15 protein-coding genes are annotated in these 17093 nt (G+C 67.6%); 5 read left to right on the top strand and 10 right to left on the bottom strand.

What is annotated here, in order from left to right; translation table 11 throughout:
- Window positions 1–371 precede the first annotated feature (371 nt).
- Genes CXQ91_RS00330 through CXQ91_RS00320 form a run of 3 tightly spaced genes read right to left on the bottom strand, consistent with a single transcriptional unit; the run spans window position 372 to window position 3329 of the window.
- Window positions 372–1025 (bottom strand): MOSC domain-containing protein, encoded by a 654-nt coding sequence (locus CXQ91_RS00330; protein ID WP_104171972.1) that lies wholly within the window; start codon window positions 1023–1025, stop codon window positions 372–374.
- A 34-nt stretch (window positions 1026–1059) separates the two neighbouring features.
- Window positions 1060–1734 (bottom strand): response regulator, encoded by a 675-nt coding sequence (locus CXQ91_RS00325; RefSeq protein ID WP_104171971.1) that lies wholly within the window; start codon window positions 1732–1734, stop codon window positions 1060–1062.
- Complete coding sequence (locus CXQ91_RS00320; RefSeq protein WP_104171970.1) at window positions 1731–3329, bottom strand: ATP-binding protein; 1599 nt, start codon at window positions 3327–3329, stop codon at window positions 1731–1733. Before CXQ91_RS00320 ends, CXQ91_RS00325 begins: the two co-directional genes overlap by 4 nt.
- Window positions 3330–3525: 196 nt before the next feature.
- On the opposite strand from CXQ91_RS00320, the gene CXQ91_RS00315 reads away from it, so the two are divergent.
- Genes CXQ91_RS00315 through CXQ91_RS00300 form a run of 4 tightly spaced genes read left to right on the top strand, consistent with a single transcriptional unit; the run spans window position 3526 to window position 8318 of the window.
- Complete coding sequence (locus tag CXQ91_RS00315) at window positions 3526–4320, top strand: Tat pathway signal protein (protein WP_104171969.1); 795 nt, start codon at window positions 3526–3528, stop codon at window positions 4318–4320.
- Window positions 4321–4322: 2 nt separating this feature from the next.
- On the top strand, window positions 4323–5543 hold the full coding sequence (locus tag CXQ91_RS00310) for a glutathionylspermidine synthase family protein (RefSeq protein WP_104171968.1): 1221 nt from the start codon (window positions 4323–4325) through the stop codon (window positions 5541–5543).
- Window positions 5540–7096: an APC family permease gene (locus CXQ91_RS00305; RefSeq protein ID WP_104171967.1), complete on the top strand. Its 1557-nt coding sequence runs from the start codon at window positions 5540–5542 to the stop codon at window positions 7094–7096. The genes CXQ91_RS00310 and CXQ91_RS00305 overlap by 4 nt, the downstream gene beginning before the upstream one ends.
- 22 nt (window positions 7097–7118) lie before the next feature.
- The gene (locus tag CXQ91_RS00300) at window positions 7119–8318 is read left to right on the top strand and encodes an acyl-CoA dehydrogenase family protein (RefSeq protein WP_104171966.1); all 1200 of its coding nucleotides are present in this window, start codon (window positions 7119–7121) and stop codon (window positions 8316–8318) included.
- A gap of 81 nt (window positions 8319–8399) precedes the next feature.
- Here the strand turns inward: CXQ91_RS00300 and CXQ91_RS00295 are convergent, their stop codons facing one another.
- The 7 genes from CXQ91_RS00295 to CXQ91_RS00265 form a co-directional block, all read right to left on the bottom strand.
- A complete protein-coding gene (locus tag CXQ91_RS00295) occupies window positions 8400–9146 on the bottom strand; it encodes an SDR family oxidoreductase (protein ID WP_104171965.1) in 747 nt (248 codons plus the stop codon).
- Window positions 9143–10525 (bottom strand): glycosyltransferase 87 family protein, encoded by a 1383-nt coding sequence (locus CXQ91_RS00290; protein WP_104171964.1) that lies wholly within the window; start codon window positions 10523–10525, stop codon window positions 9143–9145. The genes CXQ91_RS00295 and CXQ91_RS00290 overlap by 4 nt, the downstream gene beginning before the upstream one ends.
- Window positions 10526–10806: 281 nt before the next feature.
- Window positions 10807–12210 carry an MFS transporter gene (locus CXQ91_RS00285; protein WP_104171963.1) on the bottom strand — a complete coding sequence of 468 codons (1404 nt, stop codon included), beginning with the start codon at window positions 12208–12210 and terminating at the stop codon, window positions 10807–10809.
- Window positions 12207–12716: a helix-turn-helix domain-containing protein gene (locus tag CXQ91_RS00280; RefSeq protein ID WP_104171962.1), complete on the bottom strand. Its 510-nt coding sequence runs from the start codon at window positions 12714–12716 to the stop codon at window positions 12207–12209. The genes CXQ91_RS00285 and CXQ91_RS00280 overlap by 4 nt, the downstream gene beginning before the upstream one ends.
- Before the next feature lie 54 nt (window positions 12717–12770).
- Complete coding sequence (locus CXQ91_RS00275) at window positions 12771–14039, bottom strand: glycosyltransferase 87 family protein (protein ID WP_104171961.1); 1269 nt, start codon at window positions 14037–14039, stop codon at window positions 12771–12773.
- 6 nt (window positions 14040–14045) lie between these two features.
- Entirely contained in the window at window positions 14046–15233 is a 1188-nt protein-coding gene (locus CXQ91_RS00270) for a cystathionine gamma-synthase (RefSeq protein ID WP_104171960.1), read from the bottom strand.
- A 39-nt stretch (window positions 15234–15272) separates the two neighbouring features.
- On the bottom strand, window positions 15273–16658 hold the full coding sequence (locus CXQ91_RS00265; protein WP_104171959.1) for a cystathionine beta-synthase: 1386 nt from the start codon (window positions 16656–16658) through the stop codon (window positions 15273–15275).
- Window positions 16659–16780: 122 nt separating this feature from the next.
- On the opposite strand from CXQ91_RS00265, the gene CXQ91_RS24660 reads away from it, so the two are divergent.
- On the top strand, window positions 16781–17074 hold the full coding sequence (locus tag CXQ91_RS24660; RefSeq protein WP_181038726.1) for a hypothetical protein: 294 nt from the start codon (window positions 16781–16783) through the stop codon (window positions 17072–17074).
- Window positions 17075–17093: the final 19 nt, after the last annotated feature.

Genomic DNA, 17093 nt, shown 5'->3' with positions numbered 1-17093 from the left:
TACATGTGCCGTTTGGACGCCGGGCAGACATTGACCGGCCGGTCACGTAGAAGTCCGGCGCTTTCGCAATCCCGTGGCAGGACTTCCCGCTGCATCTCTTGGCTGCTATCCCAGCAGTCTGTACAGCGTTTTCTTTAGCCGGCTCTCCCTATGAAAATGCCCGCATCGCTTGTGCGGGCCCCAACACTTGCCAGTCCTGCCTCAAAAATTGGGCAGGAATAAGGGATTTCCGGAGTGGGGGATGTTTCAAGTGTAAGGCATGGTTCCGCTTTGCACTAACCCGCCGGCCGCCGAAGGGCGGTGACGTTGCGCACACAGAGCCACACATCGGCTGCACACGGGGCCGCACAGCCCGCCCGAAGCCGGTGGAACTAGACGCCCAGGCGCCGCTGAATCTTCTCGAATTCGTCGTGGTACTCCGGCTGCAGGCGGATCTCGCCGTCCGCGTCTGCATCACGCAGCGCTTCCATATCCTCGACGGTGGCCTCGCTGAACCACTTGCCGATGGTCACGCCGTGGGTGGGAACAAACAGCCGGTGGATATGGTCGCCGGCCTGGATGGTCCCGGTCCTGATGACGCGGAGGTAGGTGCCCACCCGGCCTGCTTCGGTGAAACGCTTGACCCACTGGGACTCGTCCATGCGGCGCTGGAACGTGGCACACGGGACACGGGGTGAGGTGACCTCGACTTCGACGTCGAGTCCGATCTTCCACCGTTCGCCGATCACCGCGGTGGTGGTGCCGATGCCCGCGACGCGCAGGTTCTCACCGAAAATCCCGGGCGGCAGTTCGCGCTGCAGTTCACCCACCCAGTAGTCGGCGTCGTCCTGCGAATAGGCGTACAGCGCCTGGTCCACGCCGCCGTGATGGATGCGGCTGGCCTGGACGTCCCCATGGAGTCCGAGCTTGTGAACCTTGACCGGGCCGTCCACGGCACGTTTATCGATGGCCGTGACACCCACGCTTCCCTCATCGCTCAGAAGCTGGTGTACCCGGCAGACGGCAAGCACAGATGCGGTGTCCATGGCACCAGTGTAGGCGGGTGGGCTTATAGCCGCTTCACGGATCGAAGCGGTACCCCATGCCGGCCTCCGTGTGCAGGTGGCGCGGGTTGGCCGGGTCCTGCTCCAGTTTGCGCCGCAGCTGGGCCAGGTAGACGCGAAGGTACTGGGTCTCTTTGGCGTATGCCTGCCCCCACACCTGGGTGAGGAGCTGCTGCTGGCTGACCAGTTTTCCTGCATTGCGCACCAGCAGTTCCAGGATGTTCCACTCCGTGGGGGTGAGGCGGATTTCCTTTCCGTCCCGGACCACCTTCCGGGCGGCGAGGTCCACCACGAAGTCCGCGGTTTCCACCGTGGGCGCCTCGCGCTGCGCCGGCGAGCGCCGGGAGGCCGCCCGCAGCCTCGCCAGGAGTTCGTCGAGGCCGAACGGCTTTGTCACGTAGTCGTCCGCCCCGGCGTCGAGGGCATCCACCTTGTCCTCCGAGGCGTGGCGGGCCGACAGCACGATGATGGGCACCGAGCTCCAGCCGCGGATCCCCCGGATCACGTCGACACCGTCCATGTCCGGCAGCCCGAGATCCAGCACCACGATGTCCACCGGGTGCTGGGCTGCCAGCTTCAGTCCGTCCGCTCCGAAGCCAGCGGTGATTGCCTGGTAGCCGTGTGCCCGGAGGTTGATCTGCATGGCCCGGGCCAGCTGTGCCTCGTCTTCGATAATCAGCACCAGGGTCACGGCAACGGCCCCTCCCACAGCGGCAGGGTGACCACCATGGTCAGCCCACCGCCCGGCGTCGGCTCCGCTGCGAGCGTGCCCCCCATGGCTTCGGTGAAGCCGTTCGCCACGGCAAGGCCAAGCCCGATCCCGACGTTGCGGCCGCCGTCGGTGCGCTGGGAATCGTTGAGCCGCTGGAACGGCCGGAACATGTCCAGCACGGCCGCCGGGGCCACCCCGGAGCCCTGGTCCACCACGCGGAATTCGCTGGCGGGGCGGCCCGCGAGCGCGATCCCCTCCCCCGCCCGAGCCGTCAGCACCACGTCGGCCTCCGGCGCGTATTTGAGCGCGTTCTCCACCAGGTTGGCCACCACGCGCTCCAGCATCCCGGCGTCGGCCTCCACCCGGGGAAAGTTGGGCGGCAGTTCCACCCGGATCCGCCCCGCGGGCAGCCCCTTCAGCGCATCGGGCAGCACGTCCACCCACCCCAGTCCGCGCAGGAGCGGGTTGACGGAGTCGGCCGTGATCCGGGACATGTCCAGGAGGTTGCCGATCAGGTGGTCCAGGCGGTCGGCCGAATCCTCGATGGTGGCGAGCAGCTCGCGTTCATCCTCCGGGGAAAACCGCACCTCCTCCTGCCGGAGGCTGCTGACCGCCAGCTTGATCCCGGCCAGCGGTGTGCGCAGGTCGTGGCTGACAGCCCTCAGGATGGACGTGCGCATCTTGTTGCCCTCGGAGAGACGCTGGTTGTCCTGCCTGCTTGCCACCAGCTGCCGGCGTTCCAGGATGGCCACCAGGAACGCGCCAAAGGCGGCCAGCATCCGCTGGTGCTGGCCGGAAAAAGGCTGGCCTGCCGGTGGCCCGCCGTTGATCAGCAGGGTGTACCGGGAATCGACGACGGCGGCGTGGTCGGCGGCCGCATGGGTCACCGGCGGACTGGTCCCGGCGCTGGCAACCACTGTCCATTCGGTATTACTCCCCGGCCAGCGTCCCGGACGGCCTGCCGCAGCGGATCCTGTGCCGCCCGGGCCGGCCGCGCTGCCCGGGCCGGCCGGGGAGGTTCCGGCCAGCAGGCTGACGGCGTCCACCGCCAGCCTGCTGCGGACCTTCTCGAGGAACGTCTCCAGGCTGCCGTCGGAACTGAGGATCCGCAGCGAAAGCTCACTCAGTGCGGTGGCTTCGGCCCCGGACCGTGCGGCTTCCTCGGCCCGGCGGGTCGCCAGGCCGACGGCAAGGGCCACGCTGCAGGCGACCGCCAGGAACACCAGAAGGGTGAACAACGTGGAGGGATCGGCGATGGACAGCGAGCCCACCGGATCGGCCGAGAAGTAATTGAGGAGCGTTGTGCCCAGGACGGCTGCCACGACGGCGGGCCAGAGTCCCCCGATGGCAGCCACTGCGACGGCGACGGCGAGGTGCAGCAGCATGATGATGCTGAAATTCCGGTACCCCGCCAGCGTCACGAGGACTTCCACGGCAGGCGGCAGGACCACGGCAAGGACCATGCCCAGGACGAAGCGGCTCCGCCCTATGCCCTGAAGCGCCGAGCTCGCCGTCCCGGAACCGGCGGGGCCGGAGTGCGGGGCGCCGGAACGGGCGGGTTCAACTGCTGCCATGGCTCCATCTTGGCATGGGCAGTTCTCCCCCTGTTTCCCGTTACCAGGACCTCCCTCCAGGCACTAGGCTGACTTCAGGATTGACACAACTGTGCCTTGCCGTCCGCGTGGCCACGCGGACGGCAAAGCGGGGGGCCACGCAGCGTTGGCGCGCGTGGCCGGTCACAGATTCAGCATGGACAACCAAGGGGGACCCATGGAGCCGCAGGACCCGAACAAGGATCCTTCGAAGGATCCGAAGAAGGATCCGAAGAACAACCGTTCCGGACCGCAGGGACCGGACGGCGAGTCAGCGGCGCCCGGCGTGCCCGGGGCTTCGGGACCCGGCTGGATGACTTCGCCCGAAGATTTCACGCCGCAGCCCCACGATCCCGCCAGCGGCCAACTGCCGCCCTGGCAGGTCCCCAAACCCGATCTCCGCCCGGACCTGCTCGGCGATTCGGCAGCGGCAGGCGCCCAGCCCGAAACAGGAAGAAAGGCAGGACGCCGGCAGAAGGGTGCGACTGTCGGGCCTGGTCAAGGCCCGGCTCCGGCGCCCGGAAGCGGACCCGGACCCGTGATCGACCCCTTCGAGCGCGAACGCGAACGGGAAGCGGCGGCACGCAAGAAGCGCTCGCAACGCCGTACCGTCGTCGTCGGCCTCGGCGTTACTGCCCTGCTGGCGGGCACCATCACCGCCATCGTGGCCAGCAACGAAGCGGAGGCCGACTACGCGCAGGTCTGTTTCAACGATGAAACCGGCGAGCGCGTGGATGACGCCCAGTGTGACAACAGCAGCAGCGCCGGACGGAGCTCGGCCATCTACGCCTGGTACTTCTACTCGCGCGGCGCCAGCGTCCCGGCTGTCGGGCAGAACCGCTCGCAGTACACCGGTTTCACCAAGACCGTGCCGCAGGGGGCCAAAACGTCCAAGGGATACAGCACCAAGGGCGGAACGGTCAGCAGGGGCGGCTTTGGCAGCAGCTCCAAGGGCGGAAGCACGGGAGGCTAGGCGTGAAGAGACTGCAGGCGACGCCCAGGCCCGACTGGAAGCAAAAGATCGAGGAACAGGGGCTGGTCTTTTCCACCACCACCATGCCGGACGGCAAGAAGATCGAGTACTGGAACGAATCGGCGTACTACGAATTCACCATGGACGAGGTGGAAACCCTCGAGAAAACCGCTGAGGACATGCACCTGATGTGCCTTGAGGCGGCCAAGTACCTCGCCACCGGGGCCATGGGCAACATCGGAATCGGCCCGCAGGCGCTGGAACTGGCTGCCGAATCGCTGCAGGCCGCGGATATGGACATCTACGGCCGCTTCGACTTCGTGTACGACGGCCGGGGCGGCCCGGCCAAGATGCTCGAGTACAACGCGGACACCCCCACGGGCCTGATCGAGGCTTCCGTGGCGCAGTGGTTCTGGCTGCAGGATGTGTTCCCGGAGAAGGACCAGTGGAACGGCATCCATGAAGCCCTCATCCGGCAGTGGAAGAAGCTGCAGTACCGCACCGGCATGAGCACCCTGCACATTGCGCACTCGGAGGCGGAGCAGTCCGGCGAGGACTGGATGACCGCCGCGTACATGCGCGACGTCGCAGGCCAGGGCGGCTGGACCACCATCGGCATCAACATGTCCGACATCGGCTGGGACCCCAACCTGAACCGCTTTGTGGACCTGGACAACTTCATGATCAGCACCATTTTCAAGCTGTATCCGTGGGAACTGATGATGAAGGAGCCTTTCGGCCAGCGCCTGCTGCAGCGTGCCCACAATCCGCGATGGGTGGAGCCGGCCTGGAAGATGCTCCTGTCCAACAAGGCGCTGCTGGCGGCCCTGTGGCACCTCTACCCGGACCACCCGAACCTCCTCCCGGCGTACCTGAACGATCCCGGGCCCCTCAAGGAATGGGTCGCCAAGCCGCTGCACGGCCGCGAAGGGGACAACATCAAGATCCACGCTGCCGGCATCAACATGGAGCAGCCGGGCGGCTACGGGCGCGAAGGCTGGTGCTACCAGCAGTTCCATTCCCTGCCCGATTTCGACGGGAACCATCCCGTGCTGGGCCTGTGGGTGGTTGATGGCGAGTCCGTGGGCTGCGGCATCCGCGAGTCCGACGGACCCATCACCGATTACTTCTGCCGGTTCGTTCCCAACACCATCGACGCCCCGGCCCCTCTTTCAGTCCAGGCCGCCTCGGCCTCCTCCAGCAAAGCAGGTATCGCACTATGACCGCAGGGACTTCGATGGCGGGAGGCCCCCCGGAGGGAACATCGGGAAGCTCCGGCGGCAACTCCGGGGGCAACTCCGGCGGCCCGGGACCGGTAGTTCCGTCCAAGGGGCTGCGCGCCGGCATCCTGGACCTGGGCGACTCCGTCATGCTGGGGCTGGCCTCCACCGCACCCGTCTATTCGCTGGCGGCCACGCTGGGCCTGATTGTCGCGGTCAACGGCAACTACACTCCGCTAATCCTGCTCCTGGGGTTTGTGCCGGTCCTCTTCATCGCCTACGCCTTCCGGGAACTGAACAGCGCCATGCCGGACTGCGGCACCACCTTCATTTGGGCCCGCCGGGCGTTCGGTCCGTGGGCGGGCTGGCTGGGCGGCTGGGGCGTTGCCCTGGCCGGCATTGTGGTCCTCGCCAACCTGGCACAGGTGGCCGGGCAGTATCTGTGGCTGCTGATCGGCGACGGGTCGCTGGCGGAGAACGACCTGGTGGTGACGTCCACCGGCGTGGTGTTCATCATCTTCATGACCCTGGTGAACTACCGCGGCATCCGGCTGGGTGAGCACGTCCAGCGGGTCCTGACCTACGTGCAGTATGTCTCGCTGGGCATATTCGCGCTGGCGATCATTTTCCGGATCACGGGCGGTGCACCCGAGGGCCAGGCCTTCGACATCGAATGGTTCAACCCGGCCGGCGCCTTCGCCGATCCGGGCGCGGTGGTGCACGGTGTACTGCTGGCGCTCTTCATCTACTGGGGCTGGGACACCTGCCTGGCCGTGAATGAGGAAACCGAGAACCCCGCCAAGACCCCCGGCCGCGGCGCCGTCATCTCCGCCTTCGTGCTCGTGGCGATCTACGTGTCCGTGGCGCTGCTGGTCATGATGTATGCCACCGTGGGCACGGACGGGATCGGGCTGGGCAATGCCGAGAACCAGGATGACGTCTTCCTGGCCATGAAGGACGTGGTGCTGGGGCCCTGGGGCTGGCTGATCGTGGTGGCCGTGCTTGCATCGGTGCTGTCCTCGACGCAGACCACCATCCTGCCCACCGCCCGCGGCACACTGTCCATGGGCGTCCATGGCGCCCTTCCGGCCAAGTTCGGGGAAGTCCACGAGCGCAACCAGACGCCGGGGTTCTCCACGCAGGTGATGGGTGCCGCCGCCGTCGTGTACTACGTGGCCATGAGCTTCCTGAGCCAGAACCTGCTCTCCGACTCCATCAGCTCCATCAGCCTGTTCATCGCGTTCTACTATGCCCTGACCGGCTTCGCGTGCTTCTGGTTCTTCCGCGGCACCCTGCGCGAGTCAGCCCGCAACCTCTGGTTCCGGGGCATCCTGCCGCTGCTCGGTGCGCTGATGCTGACCGCCGCGTTCTTCATTTCCGCCGTGCAGATGTGGGATCCGACGTACGGGGACACGGAGATCCTCGGCGTGGGCGGTGCGTTCGTCAGCGGCGTGGTGCTGCTGGCGCTGGGTGTGGTGCTGGCCGTGGTGTGCCGCTTCGCCCCCGCCACGCGCGGCTACTTCCTGGCACAGCGGCCGGTGCCGAGCAACCGCTAGGAGCAACCCGTAGGATGCTCCAATGAGCAACGCTGCTGACGTTCCCGCTGTTTCGGACCCCTCCGACGTCCTGGCCCTTGATGCCCTGCTGACCCCCGGGGAGCTGGCGGTCCGGGAGCGGATCCGTGATTTCACGGAGCAACGGATCAAGCCGGATATCGCCCGCTGGTACGACGACGCCGTCTTTCCGCTCGATCTGGCCCCCGAACTCGGCGAGCTGGGCGTCCTCGGCATGCACCTGGAGGGCTACGGCTGCCCGGGCCGCTCCGCCGTCGAGTACGGCCTCGCCGCGATGGAACTGGAAGCCGGGGACTCCGGGATCCGCACGTTCGTCTCGGTCCAGGGATCCCTGGCCATGACCGCCATCCACCGGTGGGGGTCCGAGGACCAGAAGCAGGAGTGGCTCCCCCGCATGGCCGCCGGAGAGGTGATCGGCTGCTTTGCCCTGACCGAACCCACCGCGGGATCCGATCCGTCCTCGATGACCACTGTGGCCCGCCGCGACGGGTCCGGGGATGGCGCCGGCTGGGTCCTGGCCGGCGCCAAACGCTGGATCGGGCTCGCATCCGTGGCAGGGGTGATGGTGGTGTGGGCAATGACCGACGACGGCGTCCGCGGCTTCCTGGTGCCGGCGGGCACCCCCGGGGTCACCGCGACGCCGATCGGCCGGAAACTGTCGATGCGCGCCTCGATCCAGTGCGATGTGGTGTTCGACGGCGTGCGGCTGGGACCCGAGGCCCTGCTGCCGGGTGCCCGCGGCCTGCGCGGTCCCTTCACCTGCCTCAACGAGGCGCGGTACGGGATTGCCTGGGGTGCCATGGGCGCAGCCCGCGATTCCTATGAAGCCGCCCTGAAGTACTCACAGGACCGGCTCCAGTTCGGCAGGCCGCTCGCCGGGTACCAGCTCACGCAGGAGAAGCTGGTGAACATGCTCCTGGAAATCCAGAAGGGCACCATGCTCGCCCTTCACCTTGGCCGGCTCAAGGACGCCGGCACCCTGCAGCCGGAGCAGATTTCCTTCGGCAAGCTGAACAACGTCCGTGAGGCGCTGGCCATCGCGAGGGAGGCTCGCTCCATCCTCGGCGGCAACGGAATCACCCTGGACTACTCGCCGCTGCGGCACGCCGCCAACCTCGAGTCGGTGCGCACCTACGAGGGCACCGACGAGGTCCACACCCTGATCCTGGGCCAGCACATCACCGGCATCGGCGCCTTCCGGTAGGCCCGTCCCAAGTAGCTCGCATTTAACGTCGTCAAAAGCGCTTTTGACGACGTTAAATGCCAGCTAGTTGGGCTGACGGGCTCAGGCCGAGGAGCCGCCGTCGGCCTTGATCAGCTGACCTGACACCCAGCGGCCCTCGGGTGAGAGCAGGAACGCCACGGTTCCCGCCACGTCCTCGGGGGTGCCGAGCCGTCCGCCGGGCTGGCGGCGGCTGAGATCCTCCCGCAGCTCCGCATCCATCCAGCCGGTATCAACAGGCCCGGGGTTCAGCACGTTCGCCGTGATCCCTAGCGGTCCCAGCTCCCGTGCCGCGGCAATGACCGTCCGGTCCAGCGCTCCCTTGGACGCACCGTACGGCAGGTTGAACGCTGTGTGGTCGCTGGTCAGCGCCACGATCGCGCCGCCGTCGTGCCCTGCCTGCCTGGCAAAGGCGGCGATGAGCTGCCAGCTGGCCCGGGTGTTCACGGCGAAATGCCGCTCCCAGCTCGCCAGCGTGGTGTCCAGGACGCCGGAGTCCACGGACTCCGCATGGCTGAGCACCAGGCCCTGCAGCGTCCCGGCCTGTGCTGCCACCTCGGCCATGAGCCGGTCCACGGCCAGCGGGTCCTCCAGATCCGCCGGCAGGGCAACGACGAGGGCGCCGGTTGCTTCCAGCTCCGCCAGGAGGCGTTCGACGTCGTCCGGCTGGACTCCCCAGGGCATCCGGGAGTCGTAGTCCTGCCAGTACGTCAGCACCAGGTCCCAGCCGTCCGCTGCCAGGCGGCGGGCAATGCCGGCACCGATTCCGGCCAGGCGGCCGACGCCGGTCACCAGGGCTGTCCTGCTCATCCGGGCACCTCAGCCAGCGAGTTCCGCCGGAGCACCACGAGCCAGCAGGCCAGGATGGCCACTGCGCAGAACACGCCGGCGCTGGAGGCCATGAGCCAGGGCTCGGGCGTCTGGAAGTCCAAGTTCTCCGCTCCAAGCGCCTCGCCGATGCTCTTGGGTGAAAAGAAGAACACGATGATCGAGACCCCAAGAACGCCGCCCAGGAGCCAGCGGGTCACCCGCTGGCGCTGCGGTGTCTCACGCAGGGTCCAGGCGAATGCCGGGAGGACGGCCGCCATCCAGACCCAGTGGTGGGACCAGGAAACCGGGCTGATGAGGAGCATGGTGAGTGCCGTTGCTGAAATGGCCACCACCCGCGCGCCCTGGTCGCTGGCGGCCTTGACGACCATGGCGCCCACGCCCACCACCAGCATGCTGAGCAGCAGCCAGGGCACGGTGACGCCGGCTTCGGGAACACCGAAATGCAGCAGCGCACCCTTGATCGAAAGGTTGTCCACATAGCCCGCCCCGCCGATCCGGGACGTGTCCGGGAGGATCTCCAGCCAGAACTGGAACGATTCCACCGGCCGCATCAGCCACCCCAGCAGCACGGTGAAGGCGAACCCGGCGGCCATGTTGAAGAGTCCGCGCCAGTCCTTGCGCACCAGGAAGTACAGTCCGAAGACCAGCGGCGTCAGCTTGATGCCGGCGGCCATGCCCACCAGGAACCCCCGCCCGGGGACACCCTGGTTCCAGCGCTGGTTCCTGGCGAGGAGGTCGGCCGCCATGAGCCCCATCAGCAGGATGTTGATCTGGCCGAACGCCAGGGTCTCGCGCCACGGTCCCAGGTTGATGACGGCCAGCAGCAGAATGACGGCGCCGCACCGGTTCCGTGTTGCCTTGAACCCGGGGGCTCCGAAGGTGCTGCGCCAGTCCTGTTTGGCGCTCCAATACCGCACTCCGCGCACGGCGACCCACACGGCCACGGCTGCCCCGGCAGCGTTGAAGAGCATCAGCGCTGACTTCTCCGGCAGCGTTGCCAGCAGGCTGAACAGCATCGCGGCGAACGGCGGGTACGTGAACGGCAGTTCCGGCCCGCCGGCCCAGCCAACTGTCCGGCTGTAGAGGTTCGACGGCGACTGGCCGGCTTCGTTGAGGATCTTGCCGCCGTGCCAATAGACGCTGAAGTCGAGGCCGTGCTCGCCCCAGGCGTCGAGCCTTGAGGAGACGAACAGGGCGGCAGCCAGCACGGCCAGCAATGTCACCAGCTCGCCGGAGACGCCCAGCGCCAGCCTGCTCCGGTACCAGGGTGCAGCGGTCCCGGCGCGTGGCCGGGGTTTCCTGTCGGCGTCGTGCCGCGTCGCGGCGTCGAGCTCCTTTTCGGCGTCGAGCAGTGCCATCCCGTGTCCCCAAACGTTGTTCCTGCAGAGTGGCGCCACTGTAGGCGCGTTGCGCGCTATCGCGATGTTGTGCCGGCTGACTCGCGCCGGATTCGGCGCCTCGTCCTCACATCCTACTGAAACAGGGGCCCTGTCCCCTGCTGCGCGGCTCCGGCGTGGCATAACCAGACGGGGCACTAGGCAGGGCACCACAAACCGTCAGGCTGTTGCTGCCACGGGATGCCGGGCCGGCCGCGCGTTGGTGGCTGGCCGGGCTCAGCGGTCTGCGGGGGCGGCCGGGCTCAACGGTCGGCGCGGCTGGCCGCCACGAGGACGGGTTCCCGTGCCCCGGCGTCCTTGCGGATGGTGGCGCTGATGACGGCGGCGATGGTGCACATGGCGGCTGCGCCGAACCAGGCATAGGTGTACTGACCGGTGGCGTCGCGGATGGCGCCGGCGCCCAGGGCGGCGGCGGCCGCACCGAGCTGGTGGGCGGCGAAGACCCAGCCGAACACCACACTGCCGTCCGCCCCGAAGACCTGGCGGCAGATGGCGGCCGTCGGCGGAACGGTGGCAACCCAGTCGAGCCCGTAGATCACCACGAAAACGATCATGCTGGGCTGGACGGTGGCACTCAGCAGCAGCGGCAGCACCAGCAGCCCGATGCCGCGGAACTGGTAGTACACGGCCAGCAGGATCCTCGGGTTGAAGCGGTCCGTCAGCCAGCCGGACGCAATGGTGCCCACGATGTCGAAGATCCCGACGACGGCGAGCAGGCCCGCCGCGGTGGTCTCTGCCATGCCGTGGTCATGCGCGGAGGGAATGAAGTGGGTGCCGATGAGGCCGTTGGTGGTGGCACCGCAGATGGCAAAGCCGGCCACCAGTGCCCAGAAGGTCCGGACCTTGCTGGCACGCTTGAGGACCTGGAGCGCCCGGACCGCGGCGTTCCCGCTGGGCGCAGTGGAAGGGGCCTGTTCCGCCGCAGCGGCGGACGCAATGCCGGACGCAGTGCCGGTGTCAGCACCGGCGACTGTGCCGGTGTCTGCGGAGGCGACGGCCTCGGCGCCGTACGGCAGCACTCCGGCGTCGGCCGGTGAGTTCTTCAGGAATTTGAGCACCAGCGGCACCACGGCCAGGGCGCCGGCGGCGATAAGCAGGGATGCCTGCCGCCAGCCGGGATCCTGGGCCAGCATGGCGATGAAGGGCAGGAAAACCAGCTGCCCGGCCGCACTCCCCGCTGTCAGGATGCCGATCACCAGGCCGCGGCTCTTGGTGAACCAGGTGTTGGCGATGGTGGCGGCAAAGACGAGCGCCATGGACCCCGTGCCCAGCCCGATCAGCAGCCCCCACGTCAGCAGGATCTGCCACGACTGGTTCACCAGCACCGTCAGGGCACTCCCCGCGCCGATCAGGACCAGCGCCACGGACGTCACGGCGCGGATGCCGAACCGGTCCATGAGCGCTGCGGCAAACGGTGCGGTGAGGCCAAAGAGCACCAGGTTGATGCTGACAGCCCCGGACAGGACTGTGGTGGACCAGCCGAATTCGTCCTGCAGCGGCACCATCAGGACGCCGGGGGCAGCCCGGAAGCCGGCTGCCCCCACGAGGGCCAGGAACGCGACGGCGGCCACGATCCACGCGGGATGCAGCTGGCGGCGCCTGCCTTTCTGGGGCGAGGGCAGCAGGGTGGTTTCGGAAGCGCTCATGCTGCGGGTCCGTTCTGTGAAGTGGAGGTGGCCAGCCGGACGGGCTCCGCCGTGCGGGTGAGGCTGTGCCAGCTGGTGTTTTCCGCGGTCAGCCGCTCACCGCAGGCGGTGCAGCTGTCCGCGGAGGACGTCCGCTGGCCGCAGGTGGAGTGAATGACAAACATGTGCGCCTGCTCGGACGGTGCCGGGAGATGCTTTTCGGCCCAGATCACGACCGCGTTGAGCACCGGCAGCGCGTCCTCGCCTTTCTCGGTCAGCACGTACTCCTGCCGGGTGCGGCCGCCGTCGTCGTACGGTTTCCGCGCGAGGAGCCCGTCGTCCACGAGGCCGGCGAGGCGTTTGGTGAGCACGGAGTCAGCCACCATCAGCCGTTTTTTCATGGCGTCGAAGCGGCCGTTGCCGAAGAAGACCTCGCGGAGCACCAGCATGCTCCAGGGATCGCCCAGGATGTCCAGGCCGCGGGCCATGGCGCAGGTGCGTTGGGACCAGTCAGAGCGGAGTGCCATGCAGGAAACCCTAGCTGACTATCTTCAAGAAAGCCAGGGTAGTCGGGTACGACGTCAGCGGAGGGTGGCCCTCGACGGACGGTAGGCCAATGCCCAGTAGGCGAGCATGGCGATGCCGCACACAACGCCCAGGCTGGACACCGCGAGTTGCCATAGCGTCTGCGGGTCCTTGCCCCACTCGTGCGCGCCCGCCATCACGGCGAGGTATTTGGGCGTCAGGTAGAACGCCACAGCAGAGGCGGCCACGATGATCCAGCCGGCCAGCCGCATCCTTCCGTCCTTCGACGGGATGCGGTGGAGCGCAAAGGCCATGGAGGGCAGCGCCACGGCCATCCACACCCAGTGGTGGGACCAGGAGACCGGGCTGATGAGCAGCATGAGCACGGCGGTGGCCGATACCGCGACGAAGTTCTCGTCCGCATCAACAGCCCATTTGATGACCAGCGCCGCCACGGCCACGAGGGCCAGCGAAAGAACCAGCCACACCGCGCTGGTGACTCCGGAGTCCGGCATGCCCAGGTGCAGCAGCAGGCCTTTGACGGAAAGATTGTCCACGTAGCCGGGCCCGCCGATCCGTCCGGTGTCCGGCAGGATCTTGGTCCAGAACGTCACCGAGGCATGCGGGAGCACGGCCCAGGACAGCGCGATGGAGCCGAAGAAGCCCGCAGCCATCCAGCCGAGCGCCTTAAAGTCCCGGCGCACCAGGAAGTACAGGCCGAACGCCAGCGGCGTCAGTTTGATCCCCGCCGCCATGCCGATCAGCAGTCCTGCCGGCCAGCGGAGCTCACCCGCCCGGGATTTTCCGTACAGGGCAAAGTCCGCGAGGATCAGCCCCATCAGGATGATGTTGATCTGACCGAAATCGAATGTGTCCCGCCATGGGCCCAGCAGCAGGATCGCCGCCGTCCCCGCGAGCGCCACGGCCCGGAACCGCCAGTCGGCGAAGGCGTCCTTCCAGCGGTGCAGCCCGAAGTAGTGCCGCGCCAGCCACGCGGACACAACGGCGGCGCCGGCCAGCGCCGTCGTAATGAAAATGAGGCTGCTGGCACCGATGCTGAGCGTCGCCAGCAACGCGAACAGCAACGCTGCGAACGGCGGGTAGGTGAACGGGAGCCCGTCCCGCGGCGCGTAAAGCTCGTTGACGCCGCTCTCGCCGGTCTGCAGCACCCGGCTGCCGCCGTAATAGTACACCTCGAAGTCGTTCATCAGCGGGATGTACGCCGAGTACAGAACCACAAGGGCGATCACGACGGCGGCAGCGCCTGCCACCGTCGCGATCCAGCCGCGTTTGGTGGGCGAAACCGCCCGGAGCGAGATGGTCACCGGCTGCTAGCTGCCCGTCCCGATGAAGGTGAAGGCGTGCTCCAGGTCCGCGATGAGGTCCTCGACGTCCTCGATGCCGCAGGAGAGCCGGATGAGGTTGACCGGAACGGCCAGCTCGGTTCCCTTGACGGAGGCGTGCGTCATTTCCGACGGGTAGTTCATGAGCGACTCGATGCCGCCGAGGGACTCGGCCAGGGTGAACACGGACGTGTTTTCCGCGACGGTGCGGGCCGCCGCCTCGCCGCCCTTGAACTGCACGGAGATCATGCCGCCGAACTTCTTCATCTGCTTCTTCGCGAGCTCATGGCCCGGGTGCGACGGGAGGCCCGGGTACAGCACGGCTTCCACTTCGGGGCGCTGCAGCAGCCACTCGGCCACGGCCTGGGCGTTGTCGCTGTGCCGGTCCATCCGGACGCCAAGGGTCTTGAGGCCGCGGGTGGTGAGGAAGGCATCCATCGGGCCGGAGACGGCACCGACGGCGAACTGCACGAAGCCGATCTTCTCGGCCAGCTCCGCGTCGTTGACCACGATCGCGCCGCCGACGACGTCGGAGTGGCCGCCGATGTACTTGGTGGTGGAGTGCACCACGATGTCGGCGCCGAGGGCCAGCGGGGTCTGCAGGTACGGCGAGGCGAAGGTGTTGTCCACCACGAGCAGTGCTCCGGCGTCGTGCGCCAGCCTGGCGAGCGCCTCGATGTCAGTGATCTTCATCATCGGGTTCGACGGCGTTTCCACCCACACGAGGCGGGTTTTGCCCCCGTCCGGTCCGCCGGCCGCAACGGCCTCCGCGACGGCGTCAAGATTGGACATGTCCACTGGGGTGTTGCCGATGCCCCACTCCCCCAGCACGCGGCTGATCAGCCGGTAGGTGCCCCCGTAGGCGTCGTTGCCGAGCACGATGTGGTCGCCCGGACGGGTCAGCGCACGGATCATCGAGTCCTCGGCGGCGAGGCCGGAGCTGAAGGAGTACGCGTGCGAGCCGCCTTCGAGGGCGGCCAGCTGTTCCTGCAGCGAGTCACGGGTGGGGTTGGTGCCGCGGCCGTATTCGTAGCCGTCGCGCAGCCCGCCGATACCGTCCTGGGCGTACGTGGAGGAGAAGTGCACGGGCGGCACCACGGCGCCGGTGCGCGGCTCGAAGGCCTGGCCGGCGTGGACGGCGCGGGTGTTGAAACCTTGGTTTTCAGAGACAGACATGAAGTTCCTTTCGGCTGCCGATCGGGCTTGCAATCAGGACTAGTTGCTGAGGTAGGCGAGGAGGTCGTGGCGGGTCAGGATGCCCACCGGGGCGCCGACGAAGGTGACCATGACCGTGTCGACGTCGGAAAGCAGTTCGCGGGCGGCGGAGATGGTCTCCAGCGAACCGATCACGGGCAGCCGTTCCCCCATGTGTTCGGAGATCTTGTCCGTCAGCTTCGCCTCGCCGCGGAACAGCTTGGACGTGAGGCTCCGTTCATCCACGGCGCCCAGCACTTCGCCCATGACCACCGGCGGTTCCTGGGACAGGACCGGGATGTGGGAGACGCCGTACTCGTTCATGATGTTGATGACGTCGCGGACGGTTTCGTTCGGGTGGATGTGCACCAGCTCCGGGAGCTCGCCGGTCTTGGATTTGAGCACCTCACCGACGGAGGATTCCTCGCCGCCGGACAGGAAGCCGTAGGACCGCATCCACTGGTCGTTGAAGATCTTGGCCAGGTAGCCGCGGCCTGAATCGGGCAGGATCACCACCACCACGGCGTCTTCGGGCAGGTCTTTGGCGATCCGCAGCGCGGCAACCACGGCCATGCCGGATGAGCCGCCCACCAGCAGGCCCTCTTCGCGGGCAAGCCTGCGGGTCATCTCGAAGGACTCGGCATCGCTGACGGCAATTACGTCGTCCGGGACGGTTTTGTCGTAGTTGGCCGGCCACATGTCCTCGCCGACACCCTCCACGAAGTACGGCCGGCCGCTTCCGCCGGAGTAGACGGAGCCTTCGGGGTCGGCACCGATGATCCGCACGCGTCCGCCGTCGGCTTCGGGGCGGTTGGCGGAAACTTCCTTGAGGTACCTGCCGGTGCCGGTGATGGTGCCGCCGGTGCCCGCCCCGATCACGCAGTGCGTGATCCGGCCGTCGGTGTCCTGCCAGATCTCGGGTCCGGTGGACTCGTAATGGCTTCCCGGCGCGGCGGGGTTGGAGAACTGGTCCGGCTTGAACGCACCCGGGATTTCGGTGACCAGGCGGTCCGACACGCTGTAGTAGCTCTGCGGGCTGTCCGGGGCGACGGCAGTGGGAGTCACCACCACTTCGGCGCCGTATGCCTGCAGGACGGCGCGCTTGTCCTCGCCGACCTTGTCCGGGACCACGAAGATGCAGCGGTAGCCCTTCTGCTGGGCCACGAGGGCCAGGCCGACTCCGGTGTTCCCCGAGGTGGGTTCAATAATGGTTCCGCCGGGCAGGAGTTTGCCGTCCCGTTCCGCCTCCTCGATCATCTTCGCCGCGATGCGGTCCTTGATGGATCCGCCCGGGTTCAGGTATTCCACCTTCGCCAGGATGGTGGCTTTGACACCATCAGTTACGTGGTTGAGTTTGACGAGCGGCGTGTGGCCGATGAGGTCCAGGACGGACTGGGCGTACTTCATAGGTACAAAGTTACCGTCTCGGACCTGCACCCCTTGCCTCGGCGGCCCGCCCCGCCGGTGCGTGCCGCGCGGGCACAGGCCGGGACGGGTGGGACGATTGGGCGGTGCAGCGGTTCGCGTGGTTGACGAAGAGACGGAGTTACCTCCTGCCGGGGATCACGCTCGTGGCCGGCGTGGGGGCCCTGGCCCTGGGTGCGCTGCCTGTGCCTGCCTTCGCGGAACTGGCCGGCCGCACCATTCCGGTCCTGTCCTTCGTCCTGGCTATGTCCCTGGCCACGCTGCTCTGGCACGAGCGGCTCCGTGCCCTGAACGTCCGGATCAAGTGGGGCGGATTCGCCCTCGCGGGCCTGGCGGCCGCAGCGCTGACGGTTCCCCTGGCCGTCGTGGCGCTGTGGGTGGCTTCAGGGATGGACTGATCCCGGGGCAGAAGGGCTG

It is taken from the genome of Arthrobacter sp. Y81 (assembly GCF_002929335.1).
In the GTDB taxonomy this organism is placed as follows: Bacteria; Actinomycetota; Actinomycetes; order Actinomycetales; family Micrococcaceae; genus Arthrobacter.
This window is presented reverse-complemented; position numbering and strand designations above follow the sequence as displayed.

Bases quoted from the DNA above. Each gene is read 5' to 3' on its own strand.
- CXQ91_RS00330 (WP_104171972.1), bottom strand. From the start codon at position 1,025: ATGGACACCGCATCTGTGCTTGCCGTCTGCCGGGTACACCAGCTTCTG.
- CXQ91_RS00320 (WP_104171970.1), bottom strand. From the start codon at position 3,329: ATGGCAGCAGTTGAACCCGCCCGTTCCGGCGCCCCGCACTCCGGCCCC.
- CXQ91_RS00295 (WP_104171965.1), bottom strand. From the start codon at position 9,146: ATGAGCAGGACAGCCCTGGTGACCGGCGTCGGCCGCCTGGCCGGAATC.
- CXQ91_RS00280 (WP_104171962.1), bottom strand. From the start codon at position 12,716: ATGGCACTCCGCTCTGACTGGTCCCAACGCACCTGCGCCATGGCCCGC.
- CXQ91_RS00315 (WP_104171969.1), top strand. From the start codon at position 3,526: ATGGAGCCGCAGGACCCGAACAAGGATCCTTCGAAGGATCCGAAGAAG.
- CXQ91_RS00290 (WP_104171964.1), bottom strand. From the start codon at position 10,525: ATGGCACTGCTCGACGCCGAAAAGGAGCTCGACGCCGCGACGCGGCAC.
- CXQ91_RS00265 (WP_104171959.1), bottom strand. From the start codon at position 16,658: ATGAAGTACGCCCAGTCCGTCCTGGACCTCATCGGCCACACGCCGCTC.
- CXQ91_RS00300 (WP_104171966.1), top strand. From the start codon at position 7,119: ATGAGCAACGCTGCTGACGTTCCCGCTGTTTCGGACCCCTCCGACGTC.
- CXQ91_RS00270 (WP_104171960.1), bottom strand. From the start codon at position 15,233: ATGTCTGTCTCTGAAAACCAAGGTTTCAACACCCGCGCCGTCCACGCC.
- CXQ91_RS00305 (WP_104171967.1), top strand. From the start codon at position 5,540: ATGACCGCAGGGACTTCGATGGCGGGAGGCCCCCCGGAGGGAACATCG.
- CXQ91_RS00285 (WP_104171963.1), bottom strand. From the start codon at position 12,210: ATGAGCGCTTCCGAAACCACCCTGCTGCCCTCGCCCCAGAAAGGCAGG.